This is a genomic window from Micromonospora sp. NPDC048930 (assembly GCF_043197935.1).
In the GTDB taxonomy this organism is placed as follows: Bacteria; Actinomycetota; Actinomycetes; order Mycobacteriales; family Micromonosporaceae; genus Micromonospora.
Genome location: NZ_JBICUB010000001.1, coordinates 126,188 through 145,275 on the forward strand (window position 1 = coordinate 126,188; position 19,088 = coordinate 145,275).

Annotated in this window: 18 protein-coding genes; 8 read left to right on the top strand and 10 right to left on the bottom strand. The window is 74.7% G+C overall.

Annotation, left to right across the window (positions count from 1 at the left end):
* Positions 1 to 23: 23 nt before the first annotated feature.
* Positions 24 to 1,166 (bottom strand): acyl-CoA dehydrogenase family protein, encoded by a 1,143-nt coding sequence (locus tag ACGFI9_RS00695; protein ID WP_393173367.1) that lies wholly within the window; start codon positions 1,164 to 1,166, stop codon positions 24 to 26.
* Positions 1,163 to 2,272, bottom strand: coding sequence for a M24 family metallopeptidase (locus ACGFI9_RS00700; RefSeq protein WP_393173369.1), 1,110 nt, complete (start codon positions 2,270 to 2,272; stop codon positions 1,163 to 1,165). Before ACGFI9_RS00700 ends, ACGFI9_RS00695 begins: the two co-directional genes overlap by 4 nt.
* Before the next feature lie 210 nt (positions 2,273 to 2,482).
* Here ACGFI9_RS00700 and ACGFI9_RS00705 point away from each other — a divergent pair, with 210 nt between their 5' ends.
* Together ACGFI9_RS00705 and ACGFI9_RS00710 are read left to right on the top strand one after the other, a co-directional pair.
* Positions 2,483 to 2,833, top strand: coding sequence for a putative quinol monooxygenase (locus tag ACGFI9_RS00705; RefSeq protein ID WP_393173371.1), 351 nt, complete (start codon positions 2,483 to 2,485; stop codon positions 2,831 to 2,833).
* Entirely contained in the window at positions 2,823 to 3,419 is a 597-nt protein-coding gene (locus tag ACGFI9_RS00710; protein ID WP_393173373.1) for a YdeI family protein, read from the top strand. Before ACGFI9_RS00705 ends, ACGFI9_RS00710 begins: the two co-directional genes overlap by 11 nt.
* Positions 3,420 to 3,426: 7 nt before the next feature.
* Here the strand turns inward: ACGFI9_RS00710 and ACGFI9_RS00715 are convergent, their stop codons facing one another.
* The 6 genes from ACGFI9_RS00715 to ACGFI9_RS00740 all read right to left on the bottom strand — a co-directional run bounded on the left by ACGFI9_RS00715 (position 3,427) and on the right by ACGFI9_RS00740 (position 10,519).
* Positions 3,427 to 5,202, bottom strand: a complete 1,776-nt coding sequence (locus tag ACGFI9_RS00715) for an IucA/IucC family protein (RefSeq protein ID WP_393173375.1) — start codon at positions 5,200 to 5,202, stop codon at positions 3,427 to 3,429.
* Entirely contained in the window at positions 5,199 to 5,774 is a 576-nt protein-coding gene (locus tag ACGFI9_RS00720) for a GNAT family N-acetyltransferase (RefSeq protein ID WP_393173377.1), read from the bottom strand. The genes ACGFI9_RS00715 and ACGFI9_RS00720 overlap by 4 nt, the downstream gene beginning before the upstream one ends.
* A complete protein-coding gene (locus tag ACGFI9_RS00725; protein WP_393173379.1) occupies positions 5,771 to 7,033 on the bottom strand; it encodes a lysine N(6)-hydroxylase/L-ornithine N(5)-oxygenase family protein in 1,263 nt (420 codons plus the stop codon). The genes ACGFI9_RS00720 and ACGFI9_RS00725 overlap by 4 nt, the downstream gene beginning before the upstream one ends.
* Complete coding sequence (locus tag ACGFI9_RS00730; protein ID WP_393173381.1) at positions 7,030 to 8,523, bottom strand: pyridoxal phosphate-dependent decarboxylase family protein; 1,494 nt, start codon at positions 8,521 to 8,523, stop codon at positions 7,030 to 7,032. The genes ACGFI9_RS00725 and ACGFI9_RS00730 overlap by 4 nt, the downstream gene beginning before the upstream one ends.
* Before the next feature lie 131 nt (positions 8,524 to 8,654).
* The gene (locus ACGFI9_RS00735) at positions 8,655 to 9,491 is read right to left on the bottom strand and encodes a siderophore-interacting protein (protein ID WP_393173383.1); all 837 of its coding nucleotides are present in this window, start codon (positions 9,489 to 9,491) and stop codon (positions 8,655 to 8,657) included.
* Entirely contained in the window at positions 9,488 to 10,519 is a 1,032-nt protein-coding gene (locus ACGFI9_RS00740; RefSeq protein WP_393175186.1) for an ABC transporter substrate-binding protein, read from the bottom strand. The genes ACGFI9_RS00735 and ACGFI9_RS00740 overlap by 4 nt, the downstream gene beginning before the upstream one ends.
* A gap of 104 nt (positions 10,520 to 10,623) precedes the next feature.
* Here ACGFI9_RS00740 and ACGFI9_RS00745 point away from each other — a divergent pair, with 104 nt between their 5' ends.
* The 4 genes from ACGFI9_RS00745 to ACGFI9_RS00760 all read left to right on the top strand — a co-directional run bounded on the left by ACGFI9_RS00745 (position 10,624) and on the right by ACGFI9_RS00760 (position 13,939).
* Positions 10,624 to 11,667, top strand: coding sequence for a FecCD family ABC transporter permease (locus tag ACGFI9_RS00745; protein ID WP_393175189.1), 1,044 nt, complete (start codon positions 10,624 to 10,626; stop codon positions 11,665 to 11,667).
* A complete protein-coding gene (locus ACGFI9_RS00750; RefSeq protein ID WP_393173384.1) occupies positions 11,664 to 12,689 on the top strand; it encodes a FecCD family ABC transporter permease in 1,026 nt (341 codons plus the stop codon). The genes ACGFI9_RS00745 and ACGFI9_RS00750 overlap by 4 nt, the downstream gene beginning before the upstream one ends.
* Before the next feature lie 29 nt (positions 12,690 to 12,718).
* Complete coding sequence (locus tag ACGFI9_RS00755) at positions 12,719 to 13,522, top strand: ABC transporter ATP-binding protein (protein ID WP_393173386.1); 804 nt, start codon at positions 12,719 to 12,721, stop codon at positions 13,520 to 13,522.
* 198 nt (positions 13,523 to 13,720) lie between these two features.
* Positions 13,721 to 13,939 carry a Rho termination factor N-terminal domain-containing protein gene (locus tag ACGFI9_RS00760; protein ID WP_393173388.1) on the top strand — a complete coding sequence of 73 codons (219 nt, stop codon included), beginning with the start codon at positions 13,721 to 13,723 and terminating at the stop codon, positions 13,937 to 13,939.
* A gap of 132 nt (positions 13,940 to 14,071) precedes the next feature.
* On the opposite strand, the gene ACGFI9_RS00765 is transcribed toward ACGFI9_RS00760, so the two are convergent.
* Positions 14,072 to 15,037, bottom strand: a complete 966-nt coding sequence (locus ACGFI9_RS00765) for a zinc-binding alcohol dehydrogenase family protein (protein ID WP_393173390.1) — start codon at positions 15,035 to 15,037, stop codon at positions 14,072 to 14,074.
* Between the two features lie 208 nt (positions 15,038 to 15,245).
* On the opposite strand from ACGFI9_RS00765, the gene ACGFI9_RS00770 reads away from it, so the two are divergent.
* Positions 15,246 to 15,926 carry a TetR/AcrR family transcriptional regulator C-terminal domain-containing protein gene (locus ACGFI9_RS00770; RefSeq protein ID WP_393173392.1) on the top strand — a complete coding sequence of 227 codons (681 nt, stop codon included), beginning with the start codon at positions 15,246 to 15,248 and terminating at the stop codon, positions 15,924 to 15,926.
* A 161-nt stretch (positions 15,927 to 16,087) separates the two neighbouring features.
* On the opposite strand, the gene ACGFI9_RS00775 is transcribed toward ACGFI9_RS00770, so the two are convergent.
* Complete coding sequence (locus tag ACGFI9_RS00775) at positions 16,088 to 17,353, bottom strand: Ig-like domain-containing protein (RefSeq protein WP_393173394.1); 1,266 nt, start codon at positions 17,351 to 17,353, stop codon at positions 16,088 to 16,090.
* A 477-nt stretch (positions 17,354 to 17,830) separates the two neighbouring features.
* Between ACGFI9_RS00775 and ACGFI9_RS00780 the strand changes: the two genes are divergently transcribed.
* Complete coding sequence (locus ACGFI9_RS00780) at positions 17,831 to 19,087, top strand: D-alanyl-D-alanine carboxypeptidase family protein (RefSeq protein WP_393173396.1); 1,257 nt, start codon at positions 17,831 to 17,833, stop codon at positions 19,085 to 19,087.
* Position 19,088: the final 1 nt, after the last annotated feature.

Genomic DNA, 19,088 nt, shown 5'->3' on the forward strand with positions numbered 1-19,088 from the left:
CACCGTGTCCGGGCGGCGTCGGTTCAGCCCTTGGCGAGGGCCCGGGAGATGACCAGTCGCTGGATCTGGTTGGTGCCCTCGACGATCTGGAGCACCTTCGCCTCCCGCATGTACCGCTCGACCGGGTGGTCGGCGACGTAGCCGGCGCCGCCGAGCACCTGCACCGCGTCGGTGGTCACCCGCATCGCCATGTCGGTCGCGAAGAGCTTCGCCTTCGCCGCCTCGATCGAGTACGGCCGGCCGGCGTCACGCAGCCGCGCGGCGGAGAGCAGCAGGGCACGCGCCGCCGAGATCTGGGTGGCATGGTCGGCGAGGCTGAAGCCGAGCCCCTGGAAGTCGATGATCGGCTTGCCGAACTGCCGGCGCTCCTTCGCGTAGCCGACCGCGTAGTCGAGGGCGGCCTGGGCGAGGCCGACCGCGCAGGCGGCGATGCCGAGGCGGCCGGAGTCCAGCGCGGACATGGCGATGCGGAAGCCCGCCCCCTCCCCGCCGATCAGCCGCTCGGCGGGCACCCGGGCGTCGTCGAAGGCGATCTGGGCGACCGGGGAGGCGTGCAGGCCCATGGTCCGCTCCGCGGCCTGGGGGTGGATGCCCGGCGTGTTCCGGTCGGCGAGCAGGCAGGAGATGCCCTTCGGGCCGGGGCCGCCGGTGCGGCAGAAGATGTTGTAGAAGTCGGCCACCCGGGCGTGGGTGATCCACGCCTTGGTGCCGCTGACCACGTAGTCGTCGCCGTCGCGGACCGCCTTCGTGGTCAGCGCCGCCGCGTCGGAACCGCCCTGCGGCTCGGAGAGGCAGTACGCGCCGAGCAGCTCCCCGCCGATCATGTCGGGCAGCAGCTTGCGCTGCTCGTCGGTGCCGTACTGGGCGAGCGGGTAGCAGGACAGGGTGTGCACGCTGACCGCCTCGGCGACCGCGAGCCAGCGGCTGGCGAGGATCTCCAGCACCTGGAGGTAGACCTCGTACGGCTGGGCGGCGCCGCCGTGCTCCTCGGCGTACGGCAGGCCGAGCAGGCCGGCCCGGCCCAGGGTGCGCAGCACCTCGCGGGGGAACTCGGCGCGCTCCTCGAAGCCGGCCGCCTTCGGGGCGAGCTCCCGGTCGGCGAGCTCGGTGGCGAGGTCCAGCAGGTCGTGGGCCTCGTCGGTGGGGAGGATCCGGTCGACGTTCATAGCGCGATGAGCTCCGTGGGGGTGGTGTTGAGCCGTTGGCCGCCGTCCGTCGTGCAGACGACGATGTCCTCGATCCGGGCGCCGTGCCGCCCGACGAGGTAGATCCCGGGTTCGACCGAGAAGGCCATGCCGGCCTCCAGCGGCCGGGGGTTGCCGGCCACCACGTACGGGTCCTCGTGGGTGTCGAGGCCGATGCCGTGGCCGGTGCGGTGCAGGAAGGCGTCGCCGTACCCGGCGGCGGCGATGACGTCGCGGGCGGCGGCGTCGACCGCCTCGGCGGTGATCCCCGGGCGGACCGCGGCCACCGCCGCGCGCTGCGCCTCGTACAGCACCCCGTAGTAGTCGGTGAACTCGGCCGGGGCGGGCCCGCCGACGACGTACGTGCGGGTGCAGTCGGAGCGGTAGCCGGACGGCATGGTGCCGCCGATGTCGACCACCACCGGCTCGCCGGCCCGGATGCGCCGGTCGGAGGTGCCGTGGTGCGGGCTGGCGCCGTTGGGGCCGGCGGCGACGATGACGAAGTCGACGCTCACGTGGCCGGCCGCGCGGATGGCCGCGGCGATGTCGCCGGCCACCTCCGCCTCGGTCCGGCCGGGGCGCAGCCACTCGCCCATCCGGGCGTGCACCGCGTCGATCGCCGCGCCCGCCTCGGCGAGGGCGGCCACCTCCGCCGGGGACTTGCGGATCCGCAGCTCCCGCAGCACCTCGGAGGCGAGGCGCTGGTCGGCGTCGGGCAGCGCGGCGCGCAGGGCGAGGACCTGCGCGGCCCACATCCGGTCGGCCAGGCCCACCGCGGTCACCGCGCCGGGCAGGGCCGCGCGGACCAGGGGGTACGGGTCGGTGCCGTCGGGGTGGTCGACGATCCGGACGCCGGTGCGCGGGGCGGCCTCCGCGGCGGGCCGTTCCAGGGTCGGCACGATCAGCGTGGGCTCACCCTCGGCGGGGAGCACGAGGCAGGTCAGCCGCTCCCCCTCGTGCGCGTCGTACCCGGTCAGGTAGCGCAGGTCCGAGCCGGGGGTGAGCAGCAGCGCGTCGAGGCCGGCGGCGGCGGTGGCGCGTTGCGCGGCGGCCAGCCGGGCGGCGGGGTACAGCTCGTCGGATCCCACCCCCTGAGCTTAACGGTCGTTTGGGCACCGGCGGGAGTCGGTCGCCCGACCGCCTCTCGCCGGGCGGCGTGCACCTGGCGCGGCCCGGTCACGCCGACGATCTCGACACCCGCCGGACAACGCCCGGCGACACGCGGTGCCGGAACCGCCTGCCGTCCGGGCACCGCGTACGCTCGGTGCCGACCGCTGGCACGACGGGGAAGGGTCACGATGGACGCGGCAGCACGGGTCGGACGGCTGATGACGATGCGCGCCCAGCCGGGGCGGGGCGCCGAGGTCGCGGACGCGCTGCTGCGGGTGGCCGACAACCTGCGCGGGTTCCCCGGCTGCGAGCTGTACGTGATCAGCCGCGACCACGCCGACCCGGACACCGTCCGGGTGACCGAGGTGTGGTCCGACGAGGAGGCCGTGCAGGCCGCGCTGGCCGCCGCCACTCCCGGCGACGGGCTCGGCCCGAGCGTGGCCGAGGTGCTGGCGATGCTGGCCGGGCCGCCGGAGCGGGTGGACGTCGTACCCCTCGGCGGGGTCGGCGTGGCGGGTGGGCGCGACGATGCCCGCTGAGCCGCCCGAGCTGGTCGTTCCCGACGCGGACGCCTGGCGGGCCTGGCTCGCCGCCCACCACGCCGACCCGACCGGGGTGTGGCTGGTGCTGGCGAAGCGCGGCACCATTGCACCCACCCGCCTCGGCTACGACGAGGCCCTCGAGGAGGCGCTCTGCCACGGCTGGATCGACGGCCAGGTCCGGCGCCGGGACGAGGGCACCTACCGGCAGCGGTTCACCCCGCGCCGGGCGCGCAGCCCCTGGTCGGCCCGGAACGTGGGCCTGGTGGCGCGGCTGACCGACGAGGGGCGGATGCACCCGGCCGGCCTGGCCGAGGTGGACCGGGCCCGGGCCGACGGCCGCTGGGACGCCGCGTACGCCGGGCAGTCCACCGCGGAGCCGCCGGAGGACCTGCTGGCCGCGCTGGCCGCGGAGCCCCGGGCCCGGCGGATGTTCGACATCCTCACCGCGCAGAACCGCTACGCGGTGATCTACCGGGTCACCAGCGCGAAGCGGCCCGAGACCCGCGGCCGGCGGATCGCCCAGTTCGTCGAGATGCTGGCCCGCGGCGAGACACCCCACCCGCAGCGGCGGACCCTGGACTGAGCCCCGCTCAGGTCGCCGGCGGGTACGCGGCGATCGGATTGGTCAGTTCCCCGAACAGTTGCAGCGCGCCGGCCGGGTCGGCCAGGTCGACCATCTGCTGGTTGTCCCGCAGCTGGAGCCGGTTGAGGCAGGACCGCGCGAAGGTGGGCGCGAACAGGTCGTACCGGCGGAACCGCGCGGCCAGCTGCGGGGTGGCCGCCTGGTAGTCGGCCGCGCACCGCGCCACGGTCCGCCAGAACGGCTCCTCGTCGACCAGGCCGTCGGCGGCCAGTAGCGCCCCGAGGTGCCGCAGGAAGCAGTCGAACACGTCGGTGAACACCGAGAGCAGCCGCAGTTCCTCGGGCACGTCGGCGCGGATCCGGGCCACCTCCGGCGGCAGCGGGGCGGCCGGGTCCAGGACCGCGATCTCCTCGGCGATGTCCTTGAGGATCACCCGTTCCACGACGCCGTCGCGCAGCACCAGGATGACGTTCTCGCCGTGCGGCATGAAGACCAGGTCGTGGGCGTAGAAGGCGTGCAGCAGCGGGACCAGGTAGGCGTCCAGGTAGCGGCGCAGCCAGGCCGCGGCGGTCAGCCCGGAGCGGGCGACCAGCGCCGCGACCAGGGGCCGGCCGGCCGGGTCGACGTGCAGCAGCGAGGCCATCGTGGCCAGCCGCCGCCCCGGCGCGAGGCCGGGCAGCGGGCTCTCCCGCCAGAGGGCGGCCAGCATCTTCCGGTACGGCGAGTGCCGGTCGGTGGCCGCCTCGTACTGCCGGTGCCGGTAGCCGACGGCGGCCCGTTCCCGCAGGATCGACACCCCGGTCCGGGTGAACCCCGGGTCGCCGGCGACGAGTGCGGCGAGCCAGTCGTTGATGGCCGGGGTGGCCACCATGTACGCGGCGGACAGCCCCCGCATGAAGCCCATGTTCAGCACGGACAGCGCGGTCTTGACGTAGTGCCGGTGCGGTGCCGTGACGTTGAAGAAGGTCCGCACCGACTGCTGCGCCCGGTACGCGTCCGGCCCCTCGCCGAGCAGGACCAGCCGGCGGGCGGCGAGCTCCCCGGCGAAGGTGACCGCGAGCTTGTTCCACCACTGCCAGGGGTGCACCGGGATCAGGTGGTGGTCGGCGAGGTCGAGACCGAGGTCGGCGAGGGTGGCGGCGAACCGGTCCAGGGTGTCGGCGTCCAGCTCGGCCCGGATCAGGGTGTCGTGGTCGAGGCCGGCCCCGGCGCTGAAGGTGGCGTGGTCGCGGTGCGCGGCCAGCCAGAGCAGCCGGACGTCGGCGGCGGCCTCCGGGGCGTACCGGTGGTGGTCGTCGACGCCGAAGCCGAGCCGGCCGCCGTTGGCGACGAAGCAGGGGTGGCCCTCGGTCATGGCCGCCTCGACGGTCTGGAACTCCGCGTCGGCGAGTTCGGCGGCGGACGGTCCCGGGCGGCGCAGCCGGTCGGCGAGGGCGGCCAGGGTGGCGGTGACCTCCTCCAGGTACAGCGGCAGGGTCCGGTCGGTCAGGCCGAGCGGTTCGCGCAGCTCGTGGCAGAGGTCGACGGCGTCCAGGGGCAGGTCCCGGCCGTCCCGGGTGCGGCGGATGCTCTCCGGGTCGAGGTGCCAGTGGTCCAGCGCGTACCGCCGGGCGGTGAAGGTGTAGGTGACGTCGCCGGCGCGGACCGCGTAGCCGTCGCCGGCCGGTTCCGGGGTGATCAGCCGCTCGTGGGCGAACTCGGCGAGGGCCTTGCGGACCAGGTGGCGGTTGGCCCGCGCCCAGAGCGGCGGAGTGAGGTGGGCGACGGCCTGCGTCGGGGTCATGCGGCGGGTCCTTCCGGGTGGCCGGTGGCGGCGCGGAACCGCTCCCGGGTGCAGGTGCTGAGCAGCGCGGTCTTGGTGGGCAGGGCGAGCCGGCCGACGACGGTGAAGCCGACCTCGGCGTTGCGGGCGTGCACGGCGGTGTTGCGCACGTCCGGCTCCACCACGACCCGGTGCACGGTGAAGTCCGCGAAGAGCCAGTCCAGGACGGTGGTGAGGACGGCCCGGGTGAAGCCGGGGACGGGGGTGTCGGTGGGGGCGCAGAGGAAGTGCATGCCGACGTCGCCGGGGCGGGCGGCGTACCGGCCGGCCAGTTCGACGTGCGCCGGGTCGTACCGTTCGGCGAGGAAGGCGGGACTGCCGCGCCACAACCCGAGGTACGCGTCGTGGTGCGGGTGGGCGGCGATCCGCCGGTACTCGGCCGCCACGGCGGCCTCGTCGGCGTCCCCCATCTGCCAGAACACCGCCTTGGGGTGGGTCACCCAGCGGTGCAGCAGCCGGGCGTCGCGCTCCGGGTCGAGGGTACGCAGCGCGAACTCCCCCAGCCGGGGATCGTGCCGGGTGTGGACGATCACGCCGGCACCCCGAACTCCTGGAAGGCGATCCGCCGCTCGACCGGGTAGTGCTCGCGGCCGAGCAGCTCCCGGATGATCACCGAGTTGCGGTACGCGCCCATGCCCAGGTCGGGCGAGGTGACGCTGTGCGCGTGGGTGGCGGCGTTCTGCAGGAAGATCCCCTGGCCGGTGTGGTCGATGCTGTAGTTGCGGGCGACCGCGAAGCGGCCGTGGCCGTCCCAGCGGATCCGGTCGCGGACCGGGGCGAGGAAGTCCGGCACCCGGTACCGGTAGCCGGTGGCCAGGACCAGGCCCTCGGTGCGGAGGGTGAGGTCGCGGCCCTGTTCGCGGTGGCGCAGGCCGAGGGTCCAGCCGTCGGCGTCGCGCCGCAGGTCGGTCAGCTCGGTGTCGGTGAGCAGCCGGGCGCGGACCGGGCCGGTGGCGCTGCGCGCGTAGAGCAGGTCGAAGATCGTGTTGATCAGGTCCGCGTCGATGCCCTTGTAGAGGCCGTGCTGGGCGGCTTCGAGCCGGTAACGGGTCGCCTCGGGCAGGGCGTGGAAGTAGTCCACGTAGTCCGGTGAGGTCAGCTCCAGGGTGAGCTTGGTGTATTCGAGCGGGTAGAAGCGCGGTGACCGGGTCACCCAGGTCAGCTCGCGGTCGCCCGCGTCGGCGAGCAGGTCGTGGAACACCTCGGCGGCGCTCTGCCCGCTGCCGACCACGGTGACGCTGCGCCGGCGGCGCAGCTCGGCCCGCCGGTCCAGGTAGCGGGAGCTGTGCAGGTCGGTCAGGCCGGCGGCAGCGTCCGGCAGGTGCGGCGGGGTGCCGGTGCCCAGCACCAGATGCCGGGCCCGGTGGGTGACCGGGCCGTTGGCGGTGACGGCGTGCACCACGTACCGGTCGTCGGCCGGGTCGTGCGTGACGGCGGTGACCCGGTGCCCGAAGCGGACGGTGTCCAGCTTGGCGGCCGCCCAGCGGCAGTAGGCGTCGTACTCGACGCGCAGCGGGAAGAAGTTCTCCCGGATGTAGAACGGGTAGAGCCGGCCGGTCTCCTTGAGGAAGGCCAGGAAGGAGTACGGCGAGGTCGGGTCGGCGAGGGTGACCAGGTCGGCCAGGAACGGCGTCTGCAGGCGGACGGAGTCCAGCAGCATGCCGGGGTGCCAGGCCAGGTCGGTGCGGGCCTCGAGGAACAGCGCGTCCAGCTCGGCGATCGGCGCGGTCAGGCAGGCCAGCCCCAGGTTGTACGGGCCGAGCCCGATGCCGATGACGTCGTACTCCCTCATTGCGCCTCCCCGGCCAGGTAGGCCCCGGCGTGGGCGGCGACGAGGTCCAGCACCTGCCCGACGTCGGCGACCGTGGTCTCCGGGTTGAGCAGGGTGAACTTGAGGTACTGCCGGCCGTCGACCACGGTGGCGGCGACCATGGCCTGCCCGGAGGCGGTCAACGCCCGGCGGGCGTGCCGGTTCGCCTCGTCGGCCCGGGCGGCGTCCGCGCCGGCCGGCAGGTGACGGAAGACCACGGTGCTCAGCGGGGAGCGGGGCAGCACCTCGAAGCGGGGGTCGGCGGCGACCAGCGACCACGCGGCGGCGGCCCGCTCGACTACCTCGTCGAAGAGGACGCCGATCGCGTCCGGGCCCATCACCCGCAGGGTCAGCCAGAGTTTGAGCGCGTCGAAGCGGCGGGTGGTCTGCAGGCTCTTGTCCACCTGGTTGGGCACGGCCGCACCCGCCGGGTTGAGGTAGTCGGCGTGGTAGGTGGCGTGGCGCAGGGTGCGCCGGTCGCGGACCAGCAGGGCGCTGGAGGAGACCGGCTGGAAGAACGACTTGTGGAAGTCGACGGTCACCGAGTCGGCCCGTTCCACGCCGGCCAGCAGGTGGCGGCGGGTCGGCGAGACGAGCAGCCCGCAGCCGTACGCGGCGTCGACGTGCAGCCACACACCCTCGGCGGCGCACGCCTCGGCCAGTTCGGGCAGCGGGTCGATGCTGCCGAAGTCGGTGGTGCCGGCGGTGGCCACGACCGCCATCACCACCTCCCCGGCGCGGCGGCGGCGGGCCAGTTCCGCGCGAACCGCCGCCGGGTGCATCCGCCGCTCGGCGTCGGTGCCGACGGTGACCACGGCACCCGGCGCGAGGCCGAGCAGGTCGGCGGACTTGCGGACGCTGAAGTGCCCGGCCGTGGAGGTGAGCACCCGCAGCCGGGGCAGCAGCTCGTGCCCGGCGGCGTGGCGGGCGCAGGTCTCCTGGCGGGCCAGCAGCAGGCCGTGCAGGTTGGACTGGCTGCCGCCGCTGGTGAAGACGCCGTCGGCGGCGGGGCCGAGGCCGAGCCGCCCGGCGGTCCAGTCGATCAGGCGGCGCTCGACGAGCGTGGCGCCGGCGCTCTGGTCCCAGGTGTCCAGCGACGCGTTGACGGCGCTGAGCATCGCCTCGCCGAGCAGCGCCGGCAGCGCCACCGGGCAGTTGAGGTGGGCCAGGTAGCGGGGATGGTGGAACCAGACCGCGTCGCGCAGCCAGACCTCCTCCAGCTCGTCGAGGGCGGCCGGGCCGTCGCCGAGCGGCCGGTCCAGGTCGACGGCGTCGATCCGGTGGGCGAGGGCGTCCGGCCCGATCCCGGTGAACGGCCGGTCGGCGGCGGCCACCCGCCGGGCCACCCGGTCGACGCCGGCGAGCACCGCCCGCCGGTACGCCTCGGCGGTGCCGGCGTGCAGCAGCTGGGCACGGGCGGCCGGCCCGGGCCGTGGCGGCGCCGCCGCCACGGGTCGCATGGTTGCGGTCATGTGATCCTCCACGTTGTCGTGGGCAGCCGGCATCGGCCCGCGACACGGGCGGCGGGCTGCGGAAAGGCGGGTGGGCGTCGGCGGTGGTGGCGGCGGCCGGGACCCGGTGCGGCGCCCGGGCCGGGACCCGGTCAGGCGGTGGCGGCCTCGGCGCGGAGGTCCTCCTCGGAGGCGCCGCGTCGCCAGTAGCCGGCGAAGGTGACCCGGCGGCGGTCCAGGCCGCGTTCGCCGACCAGATGGCGGCGGACCGCCCGGACCATGCCGGCCTCGCCGGCGACCCAGGCGTACGGGGTGGCCCCGGGCAGCCGGGCGGCGCGCAGCGTGTCGGCCAGCAGGCCGGTGCCGGGGGCGGTGCCGCCGCGTACCAGCCAGGTCACCTCGGCGCGGGCGGCGGTGGGCAGCGGTTGGATGTCGGCGGCGGCGGGCACCTCGACGAAGGCCCGGACCGGGGTGCCGGCGGGCAGCCAGTCGAGGATGCCGCCGACGGCGGGCAGCGCGGTCTCGTCGGCGACCAGCAGCACGGCGTCGGCGCCGGCGGGCGGTTGGAAGCGGACGCTGCGGTCGTCGGCGACGGCCGGGCCGAGCAGCAGCACCGGGTCGCCGGGGCAGGCCCGCCCGGCCCAGCGGGTGGCCGGGCCGCCGTCGCCGTGCCGGACGAAGTCGACGTCCACCTCGGCCCGGTCGGGCCGCTGGGCCCGGATGGTGTAGGAGCGCATCACCGCTCGCACCGCCGGGTCCAAGGCGCGCCAGGCGGCGTACCAGTCCTCTCCCGCCGCGATCGGGACGACCGGGGCGTCCTGCCCGGGGTGGGGCAGGAAGAGGGAGACGCTCTGGTCCCGGCCGCCGCCGGCGAACCCGGCGAGGTCGTCGCCGCCGAAGGTGACCCGGACCAGGGAGGCGCCGACCGGGCGGGTGGCGACGACCCGGGCGGCGTGGAACCGGTACCGCAGGGCGACGGCGGTGGTCACGCGGTGACCTTCTTCGCCGTGCGGATGGCGGCGGCCAGGTTCTCCAGCAGCGGGGCGGCGCCCGCGTACGAGAAGCGGGGCACCGCGTCCCACGGGGTGACCTGGTTGGCCCGGACCGCGGGCAGCTGGGCCCAGGTGGGCTTGGCGGCGAGGTCCTTCGGTTGCAGGGCGGTGGGGCGGTTGTCCAGCAGGATCAGGTCGGCCGGGAACTTGCCGGTGTTCTCCCAGCTCAAAGCCGCAAAGTAGTCGCCCTGCTCGAGCTTGGTGGGCAGCACCAGGTCGACGCCGAGTTCGGCGAAGTACATCAGGTCGGTGCTGACCTTCGGGTTGGAGACGTAGAACAGGTCGGGGCTGCCGGAGGCGGCCATCACCCGGATCCCCGGGTTGGCCTTGACCGCATGGCGGACGGCGTCCGCGGCGGCGGTGAACCGGGCCTTCGCGGCGGTGACCTTCGGGGCGGACAGGTCGGCGCCGAGGCTCTCGGCGAGCTGGGCGTACCGCTCGATGGGCGTGGTCATCGGCACCCGGGCGGTGGTGATCGCGACGCTCGGCGCGAGCGGGAGGATCTTGGCCTTGCTCTCGTCCGGCACGTACCAGAGCGCGCCGGGGTCGTACATGTGGGTGACCAGCAGGTCGGGGCGCAGCGCCGCGTACTTCTCCAGGTTGAACTCGCCCCAGGCGTTGCCGAGGATCTCGACGCGCGCCACGTCGAGGTCGCCGGCCTGCGGCTCCCTGCTGCCGTCGCTCTTCGTCGTCTCGCCGAAGACGCCGACGATCTGCCGGTCGAGTCCGAAGTCGACCAGGGCGGCGGCCACCCCGGTGAAGGCGACCACCCGGGACGGTCGGGTGGCGGCGTCGACCTTCTGCCGGCGGTCGTCGGTGAAGGACCAGGGACCGCCGGTGGGAGCGGGAGCGGCGGCGCCGCCGTCCCGGCCGCAGCCGGCGAGGAGGGCGGCGAGGCCGGCGGCGCCACCGGCGGCGAGCAGGCCGCGGCGGGAGAGCCGGCGGCCGGACAGGGTCTCGGGCATGGCGATGTTCTTTCGGTACGGGCCGGAAATGACCATGGACAGCGAGGTTAGGTTAACCTAACCTAACTTTCTGTCAAGCCCGCTTCCGCCAACCGGAGTCCACACTGTCCGTCATCACCCCACCACGATCCGCTCTGCACGCGGCGTCCCCGCCCGGGCGACGCCGGCGCGTACGGGCCGCCGGGCTGGCGCTCGGCCTGCTGCTGCTCGCCGCCGTGGCCGTGCTCAGCCTCGCCGTCGGCGCGAAGCCCCTCCCCCTCGCCGACGTGTGGCACGGTCTGGCCGACCCCGCCTCCCCCGACTACGCCGTCGTGCACCGGATGCGGCTGCCCCGTACGCTGCTCGGCCTCACCGCCGGCGCGGCGCTGGGCGTCGCCGGGGCCGCCATGCAGGCGCTCACCCGCAACCCGCTCGCCGACCCCGGGCTGCTCGGCATCAACGCCGGCGCCTCCGCCGCCGTGGCCACCGCCACCGTCGCCCTCGGCGTCACCGCCCTCGACCACCAGGTCTGGTACGCGCTGCTCGGCGCCGCCCTGGCCACCGTCGCCGGACACGCGGTGGCCGGCGGCCGGCACGCCACCCCCACCCGGCTGGCCTTGGCCGGCGCGGCGCTCAACGCCGCCCTCTACTCGTACGTCAGCGCGGTCATGCTGGTCGACACCACCTCCCTGGAGCGGCTGCGCTTCTGGACCGTCGGCTCCCTCGCCGGCGCCCGCACCGACACCGTCCCCGCGCTGCTGCCCTTCGTCCTGGCCGGGCTGGCGCTCGCGCTGCTCGTGGCCCGCCCGCTGGGCGCGCTCGCCCTCGGCGACGACTCCGCCCGGGCGCTCGGCGCCCACCCCGGCCTGGTCCGGGCCACGGTCGTCGCCACCGTCACGCTGCTCTGCGGAGCGGCCACCGCCGCCTGCGGGCCGATCGTCTTCGTCGGGCTGCTCGCCCCGCACCTGGTCCGGGCGTTCACCGGCCCCCACCCGCGCCGGCTGCTGCCCTGGTGCGCGGTGTACGCGCCGGTGCTGCTGCTGACCGCCGACGTCGCCGGCCGGGTGCTCGGCCGGCCGGGCGAACTCCAGGTCGGGCTGGTCACCGCCGTGCTGGGCGGCCCGCTCTTCCTGCACCTGGCGCGCCGCGGACGGGTGGTCCGCTCGTGATCGTGCTCCGCCTCCCCGGCGGCCTGTCGGTGCGCCTGCACGCCCGCGCGCTCGCCGTCGGCCTGGCCGGCGCCCTGGTCGCGGCCGCCCTCGGCGTGCTGGCCGTCGCCGCCGGCGACTACCCGATCAGCCCCGCCGACGTGCTGCGCGTGCTCGCCGGTGGGGGCAGCCCCGCCGACCGGTTCGTGGTCACCGAACTGCGCCTGCCCCGGCTCGCCACGGCCCTCGCCGTCGGCGCCGCGCTCGGCCTGGCCGGGGCGGTCTTCCAATCGGTGACGCGCAACGCGCTGGGCAGTCCCGACGTCCTCGGTGTCACCTCCGGCGCGGCGACCGGCGCGCTGGTCGTGGTGGCGCTCGGCAGCGGCAGCCCGGCCCTCGGCGGGGCCGCCACCGCCGGCGGGCTCGCCACCGGAGCGCTGCTGTACGCCCTCGCCGGCCGGCCCGGCGCGGCCGGCCAGCGGCTGGTGCTGGTGGGCATCGGCGTCACCGCGATCCTCACCGGCGTCAACGGCTGGCTGCTCACCCGCGCCCCGCTGACCGACGCGGCCCGCGCCGCGCTCTGGCTCACCGGCAGCCTCGACGGGCGCGGCTGGGCGAACGCGCTGCCGTTGCTCGCCGCCCTCGCCGTGCTGCTGCCCGCCGTGCTGCTCGCCCGCGCCCCGGCGCTGCGGCTGATCGAGATGGGCGACGAAGCGGCCGCCGCGCTCGGCGTCCCGGTGCGCCGGGTCCGCCTCGGCGTCCTCGCCGCGGCCGTGCTGCTGGTCTCCCTCGCCGCGGCGGCCGCCGGCCCGGTGTCCTTCCTGGCGCTGACCGCGCCGCACCTGGCCCGCCGGCTGACCCGTGCCCCGGGGCCGAACCTGCTGCCGGCCGCCGCGGTGGGCGCCGCCCTGCTGGTCGCCGCCGACCAACTGGCGCAGCACGCCGTCGCCGGCCACCAACTGCCCGTCGGCGTGGTCACCGGCGTGCTCGGCGGCGGCTACCTGGCCTGGCTGCTGGCCGGCGAACGCGGCGGCCGCCGATGACCGGCCCGTCCACGACAGGAGCACCGCCCATGGCACCCGACACCGCCCGGCTGGTCGGCGACACGCTGACCCTCGCGTACGACCGGCGGACCGTCGCCGAGGACCTCACCGTGGCCGTCCCGGACGGCTCGTTCACGGTGATCATCGGCCCGAACGCGTGCGGCAAGTCCACTTTGCTGCGCGCGCTGGCCCGGCTGCTGCGACCCACCCGAGGCACGGTGCTGCTCGACGGCGCCGACATCCACCGCCGCCCGGCCCGGCACGTCGCCCGTACCCTCGGGCTGCTCCCGCAGTCGGCCGTCGCGCCGGACGGCATCACCGTGGCCGAACTGGTCGCCCGGGGCCGCTACCCGCACCAGGGGCTGCTGCGGCAGTGGTCCCGCGAGGACGAGCGGGTGGTGGCCGGGGCGATGGCCGACACCGGGGTCGCCGAGCTGGCCGACCGGCTCGTCGACGAGCTCTCCGGCGGGCAGCGGCAGCGGGTCTGGATCGCCATGGCGCTGGCCCAGCGGACCCCGCTGCTGCTGCTGGACGAGCCGACCACGTACCTGGACATCGCCCACCAGGTCGAGGTGCTCGACCTCTGCGCCCGGCTGCACGAGGAGCAGGGGCGCACCCTGGTCGCGGTCCTGCACGACCTGCACCAGGCCGCCCGGTACGCCACCCACCTGGTGGCGATGCGGGACGGGCGGGTGGTGGCCGCCGGGGACCCCCGCCGGATCGTCACCGCCGAGCTGGTCGAGGAGGTGTTCGGCCTGCCCTGCCGGGTCCTCGAGGATCCGGAGACCGGCACCCCGCTGGTGCTGCCGGCGGCGCGCCGGTCCGGGCGCTGACCACGAGCTCGCCGCCGGGACGACCGGGTCGCTGATCCCCAACACCCTCCGACGTTGCTGCCGGCCGCCGTCGGGTAAGCGGGCCGGGACCGGTAACCGGCAGCCACGGAGACGGACGACAGCGGCGAAACGGCCCAGACGCCGTCACCGGCGCACCGACCGGAGTCCGTGGTTCGCCCGCTGACCGAAGGAGGAACGATGGCCCGCGATCCCGGCCAGATGAAGACCGGAGAGCTGCGCAAGCAGGCGGAGCGCGCCGGAATCCGCAACGTCGACCAGATGAACAAGGGCGAGATGATCCAGGCTCTCGGCGGGTCGGCCAACGCCAACCAGGGCGGCGGCCAGACCCAGAAGGACCCGCGCCCGAAGGGGGTCAGCCCGCAGGACTACAAGAACGTGCCCGGCAACCAGACCTGACGACCAGCCGACGCCCGGTGTCCCCGCCCGTCGCGGCGTGGGGACACCGGGCGCGACGGTCACGTCGAACCCGTGACGGGTCAACCAACAGGCGGTCAGCCCCGGCGACACCGGCCCCGGAGACCACGACATTCATGGTCTCTCTCCTGTCTGTCGGACGGTCTGCGCGGTGGGGTGGTCGCCGGTCGTCACCACGACCCGGCCCAGGTTCCCGCGCGACGCCACCAGCGCGACGGCGGCGGCAATCTCGTCGAGCCCGAACTCGACACGTCGGGGATGGAGGGCGCCGCCGGCCAGCAGCTCCCACAGTTCGGCGCGGTGCTGGTCGACCAGGTCGGGTCGGGTTCGGTTGAGCGTGCCGATCGTGAAGCCGATCACGCTCTTCATGCCACCGAGCAGGCTGGCCACGTCCACGGTCCCGCCGCCGGCGCTGAACGCGACCATCCTGCCGAACGGCGCCAACGTGTCCACGCCCCGTGGCACGAGGTCGCCGCCGGCCGCGTCCAGGACGAGATCGACCGGCTCACCCCAGGACGGTTCGGCGTAGGTGACGACCCCGTCCGCGCCGCAGTCGCGCGCGAACGCCGCCTTGTCCGGCGAGCCAACCGCGGCGACCACCCGCGCCGCGCCCAGCGCCCTGCCCAGTTGCACCGCCAGGTGCCCAGTGCCGCTGGCAGCGGCGGTGACCAGGATCGACTCGCCGGGCGCGAACCGTCCCGCCCGTAGGGCGCTCAGTGCGATCAGGCCGCCGCGGACCAGACATACGGCAGCCGTGGCCTCGACCTCACGCGGTACGCGGGCCACCAGCCGCGGGTCGGTGAGCACGAGGTCGGCGTACGCGTCCTCGAACACGACCCCGCCGACCCGGTCGCCCACCTGGAACCCGGACACGCCAGCGCCGACCGCGACGACGGTTCCGACGATCTCACCACCCGGGCGCACCGGCTCGGCTCTCCCGCCGGCGGCTGCCAGCAGGCGGAGCAGCCCGACCCCGACACCGACGGCCTGCGTGCGTACCAGCAGACGCCCCGGCATCACGACCGGGTCAGGTGCGTCGACGACCTCCAGGCCGGCATCCGAAAAGTTGACCTTGCGCATCGTTCGTTCCTTCACGGTGATCGGATCCGGCGGCGGGCCGCCCGCCCGGGTCGGCGGGCAGCGGCGTCGCGTCTCAGGCGGTGTTCCTCGGCAGCATCAGCACCCTCCCTTCCGTCGATCACCGAACCTCAACGATGTTGAAGTTCAACGCCGTTGAAGTTTGCGGCATACTGGAGTACGTCGTCAAACCGTTTGTGAGGCAGGGCAGATGCGGCTGAGCCAGGAGCAGGTGCTGCGCACGGCGCTCGAAGTACTCGACCAGGTCGGGCTGGAACAGCTGACGATGCGCCGGCTGTCGGCCGAGCTCGGCGTGCAGAACGGCGCCACCTACTGGCACTTCCGCAGCAAGCAGGCCCTGCTGGAGGCGATGGCCGACGCCATGCTCGCCGGGATTGTCGACGATCTCGACCCGGACACGCCATGGCACGAGCGGGTCACCGACCTCGCCCGCCGCCTACGCCGCGCACTGCTGGCGCGTCGCGACGGCGCACGCCTGTTCGCCAGCCTCTTCTTCCCCCTGCCCAACGCACTCGACTACGGCGAAGCCATGATCGCCGCACTTCACGACGCCGGGATGTCCAGCCGCGACGCGGCATGGACCGCCGACGCCATCACGTACTACGTGGTGGGCCATGCCGCCGAGGAACAGCTCGCCGCCCGCCTGCCCGACGAGGGCGCGCCCGCCACGACGCGTCTCGTCCGGGCTGTCGATCCGCGGCGCCACCCGCACCTGCACGCGGCGCTCGCGCACGTGCCAGCCCCGCATCACGAGGAACACTTCGACCACGGCCTGCGGCTGCTCCTCACCGGCATCCGGGCCGCCGCCGGGACCGGCAGCCCGACTCCGGCAGGCGGCCGGCGGGACGGGCACCGTTCGGGCGGTGCGTAGGTGGGGCGTGCGCTGGCCCCGTACGGTCCAGGCGCTGCCAAGCCGTCACCGATGCCGGCGGGGCCGCCCACCACGACAGCGCGGTCAGCCACGACGAGCGCCACGGCCGGCGACCGGAGCATCCGGATCGCGGACCGTGGCGCCGTCGTGTGACGGGTGTGTCAGCCCCCGCTGCGGGAGCGGGCGGGTGCGGGTGCGGAGCCGCCGGCCTCCACGCCCGGATGTGGCGTGGCCGTGACCGTGGGCTTCAGCCCGGCCGGTACGGGCAGCGCGCTGCCCTTGGCGAACTCGTCCCACCCGACGTTCCAGGCGGTCCAGCCGTTGCCCTGATCCAGCGTCACCTCGGTGCCCTTGACCGTCACCAGGTCACCGACCTGCGTGATGCCCATCAACCAGTCGGCGTTGGCGTTGGAGACGTTGGTGCAGCCGTGCGAGACGTTGGTGTTGCCCTGATCCCCCTCCGACCACGGCGCCGCGTGGATGAACTCGCCGCCGTTGGTGAGCCGCTGGGCGTCCTCCACGTCCACCACGTAGCCGCCCATCGGGTCGCCCCGGGTGTCGAACGTCGTGTACTCGAACTTCTGCATGATCACCATGGATCCGCTCGAGGTCGGCGTGCTCGGCTTACCGAGGCTCACCGGGATCTTCCGCAGCAGCTTGCCGTCCCGGTAGACCGACATCTGCTTGGTGGCGTTGTCGATGTCCAGCGACACCTGCCGGCCGACCTTCGCCGACGCCGCGCGGTCCACGTCGCCGAAGGCGTCCTTGCCGATCGGCAGCCCCTCGAGCGCGCTGCGCACGCTGATCCTCGTGCCGGGCTTCCAGAAGTCGGGCGCCCGGTACTCGACCTGCTTGCCGTCCGCCACCCACGACCAGGTGCCCGGCTGCGGCGGATCCGTCTTCACGAACAGCCGGCGCTGCACGTCCGCCCGGGCCTCTTTCGGAATTGGCGGGTCGAAGGTGACCACCACCGGCATCGCCGTTCCGTACGTCTGATTGCCGTCGACGTTCAGGACGCTGGTGATCGTCGGCTTGTCCGATCTGGCCATCGTCGTGAACGTCGTCTTCCGCGTGGTCGTCCGCCCGCGGTCCCCGGTCGCGGTCACCTCCGCCGTGTAGGTCCGCGAATTCTGCAACGGACGCGTCGGCACCCAGCTCGACCCGTCCTCCCGCGGCTCGGCGGGCACCTGGGCACCCTTGTCGTCCGTCAGCCGCACCGCGGTGATCTTCCCGCCCGTGACGGCGGTCCCCACCTCGGCGCTGATCGGCACGTCCCGCGACCGGTCGCCGGGCGTCACCGTCAGCTGCGGCGGTGCCGCGTTCGCCTGCCGGACGCCCGGCAGGTGGTCGGCGGTGCACCCGACGAGGACCAACGGCGTCGCCGCGACGGTCACCGACAGCAGCCTCAATCGCCGCCTCAGCTCCATGTTTCGTCCCCCCGTTCATGCCTTCCCCAGGCCCACATTCTCTCGGCGCGAGCGAGCTCCGACGCGATTTCTCCGGATCCTCGGGACCGCTCACGGGCAACATTTCCCAGGAATTGGCGCGACGGCACGAACCGGCGGGAGATTTCTGTTCGCGAGTGTTCCGACGGAAAGCGCGGTCCACTGCTCGCCCGTCCCGTCCCGACCCGGCTGCGCCCGCCGTATCCGCTTGCGGCGCGGTCGTCCCCGCAGCCACAGACCACTCCCGGTGACCCGGATCGGGTCCGACCGGGCCCCGCCGTGCCGGTCTGCCGGAAACATCCGCAGCCCCGCCCGGAACCACGTGGACCGGTATCGCCGCGAAACAGGACAGCGCGATCGAACGAGCACGGCCAATGCCGGGCCGGAATCCCCGCCGCCCCGGGCCCACTTTCTGCATTCGGGCCGCGGCCGCCCGGTCGGCGATTACGGTGCTTTAGCGTGACCGTCAATCGCATTTCCGCCGTAGCGCTCAGCGTCGTGCTGAGCACGCCCGCCCTGGTCACCGGGTCACCGGCACGGGCGGCCGCCGCGCCGTTCTTGCCCTGCCCGGCCGTGAAACCGCCGGTGGCCCCACCGGCCGCGCCGGCGCCGCCCCCGGTCAGTCCCGCCGACCTGGCCGTCGGCGGCGACGCGCTGGCCACAGCGGGGCTGGCCATTCCCCCGGGTGCGCCGACGGCGCCGGCGGTGACCGCCACCTCCTGGGTCGTGGCCGACCTCGACAGCGGCGCGGTACTGGGCGGCTGCGGCCCGCACGAGCGCCGCACGCCGGCCAGCGTGCAGAAGATGCTGCTGGCCGCGGCCCTCATGCCCCACCTGGACCCGGCACAGGTGGTCGAGGTGACCCGGGCCGACCTGCAGGATCTCGACCCGGCCAGTTCGCTGATGGGGGTGGTCCCGGGCGGCCGCTACTCGGTCGAGAGCCTGTGGCTGGGGCTGCTCCTCAAATCGGGGAACGACGCGGCCAACGTGCTGGCCCGCGTCGGCGGCGGCGCCGCCGGGCGGCAGGGCGGCGTGCAGGCGATGAACGACGAGGCACACCGGCTGGGTGCGAACCAGACCCACGCGGCGACACCGTCCGGCCTGGACGGCCCCGGCCAGTACACCAGCGCGTACGACCTGGCGCTGATCGCGCGCGCCACCTACGCCCGCGCCGACTTCCGGCGGTACATCGCCACCCGGGTCGCGCAGATCCCGGCCGAGTCGGGACGGCCCGGCTTCGCCATCACCCACGACAACACCCTGCTGGACCACTACCCCGGGACGCTCGGCGGGAAGACCGGCTTCACCGACCTGGCGCGACAGACGTACGTGGGGGTGGCCGAACGTAACGGCCGACGGCTCGCCGTGACCCTGCTCGGCGCGGAGACCGCGCCACTGGGCAGCCTGGGCGAGGCGGCAGCCCTGCTGGACTGGGGCTTCGCGCTCTCCCCCGGCGCGTCGGTCGGCCGCCTGGTCACCCCCGACGAGCAGAAGAAGCAGGACCGTCCCATTGCTCAGGTCAAGAGCGAGCACAACGGTCAGGACGCCGGTTCGTCCGCGCTCTCCTCCCGAACCGCTCTCGGCGCCGGCGCCGCCGTCGTCCTGGCCGTCCTGCTGCTGGCGACTCCCTGGCGGCGGAAAACCGCCCGACGCGCGGCCGTCCAGCCCGTGCGGAGCCCACAATCGGCGGACGACCGGTCCCCGGCCGAGCCGTAGG

Coding starts and splice junctions, on each gene's coding strand:
- ACGFI9_RS00755 (WP_393173386.1), top strand. CDS start 12,719: ATGGCACCCGACACCGCCCGGCTGGTCGGCGACACGCTGACCCTCGCG.
- ACGFI9_RS00760 (WP_393173388.1), top strand. CDS start 13,721: ATGGCCCGCGATCCCGGCCAGATGAAGACCGGAGAGCTGCGCAAGCAG.
- ACGFI9_RS00695 (WP_393173367.1), bottom strand. CDS start 1,166: ATGAACGTCGACCGGATCCTCCCCACCGACGAGGCCCACGACCTGCTG.
- ACGFI9_RS00710 (WP_393173373.1), top strand. CDS start 2,823: ATGCCCGCTGAGCCGCCCGAGCTGGTCGTTCCCGACGCGGACGCCTGG.
- ACGFI9_RS00765 (WP_393173390.1), bottom strand. CDS start 15,037: ATGCGCAAGGTCAACTTTTCGGATGCCGGCCTGGAGGTCGTCGACGCA.
- ACGFI9_RS00705 (WP_393173371.1), top strand. CDS start 2,483: ATGGACGCGGCAGCACGGGTCGGACGGCTGATGACGATGCGCGCCCAG.
- ACGFI9_RS00740 (WP_393175186.1), bottom strand. CDS start 10,519: ATGCCCGAGACCCTGTCCGGCCGCCGGCTCTCCCGCCGCGGCCTGCTC.
- ACGFI9_RS00715 (WP_393173375.1), bottom strand. CDS start 5,202: ATGACCCCGACGCAGGCCGTCGCCCACCTCACTCCGCCGCTCTGGGCG.
- ACGFI9_RS00725 (WP_393173379.1), bottom strand. CDS start 7,033: ATGAGGGAGTACGACGTCATCGGCATCGGGCTCGGCCCGTACAACCTG.
- ACGFI9_RS00770 (WP_393173392.1), top strand. CDS start 15,246: ATGCGGCTGAGCCAGGAGCAGGTGCTGCGCACGGCGCTCGAAGTACTC.
- ACGFI9_RS00730 (WP_393173381.1), bottom strand. CDS start 8,523: ATGACCGCAACCATGCGACCCGTGGCGGCGGCGCCGCCACGGCCCGGG.
- ACGFI9_RS00775 (WP_393173394.1), bottom strand. CDS start 17,353: ATGGAGCTGAGGCGGCGATTGAGGCTGCTGTCGGTGACCGTCGCGGCG.